The sequence below is a fragment of the Pseudoblastomonas marina genome (assembly GCF_014641655.1).
GTDB lineage: Bacteria > Pseudomonadota > Alphaproteobacteria > Sphingomonadales > Sphingomonadaceae > Alteriqipengyuania_A > Alteriqipengyuania_A marina.
This window is the reverse complement of sequence record NZ_BMID01000044.1, coordinates 1-574: the sequence shown is the minus strand read 5'-3', so window position 1 is coordinate 574 and position 574 is coordinate 1. Positions and strand designations below refer to the sequence as shown.

Annotated in this window: 1 protein-coding gene; it reads left to right on the top strand. The window is 24.4% G+C overall.

Annotation, left to right across the window (positions count from 1 at the left end; genetic code table 11):
• Nucleotides 1-97 precede the first annotated feature (97 nt).
• Nucleotides 98-574: GIY-YIG nuclease family protein (locus IEW49_RS13495; RefSeq protein ID WP_188643246.1), on the top strand; the 477-nt coding region annotated here is incomplete at its 3' end.

The following is a 574-nucleotide window of genomic DNA, read 5'->3' as shown; positions in this document are numbered from 1 at the left end:
ATCATTTAATAGACGCCTTGCGGCTCTATTAGATAAGGTATAGTCCAAATTTGTATGTAAATACAAAATGATAAAAAAAATGAAATCATATATAAATATGAACTCTACCGTTACTACCTTAGGTGCGAACTATTTAGTTCATACAGGTTATTTTAATACTATATCTAGATTAAAAGTTTGTACAATAGCTAGTTATAGATATTATTCTACTTCAAAATCAGATTCACAATCATCTGATTTACCTCCTGTTCCTATTTTTACTATTAATAATCTAAATAATAAAGACTCTATTAAATCTTCTAGAATATTATTAAAAGACAAAGGAGGTATTTATTCTTTTATTAATACAGTCAATAATAATCAATATATCGGAAGTGCCAAGGATTTTTATTTAAGACTTAATGAACATTTGGAAAATAAGAAGTCTAATATTGCTTTACAAAAAGCATTTACTAAGTATGGCTTAGATAAATTTATATTTTGTATATATGAATATTTCACATACGAAAGCAAAATTATAAGTCATAAAGCTTTAACTGATCTAGAGACTAGTTATATTAACAGATTTAATTTT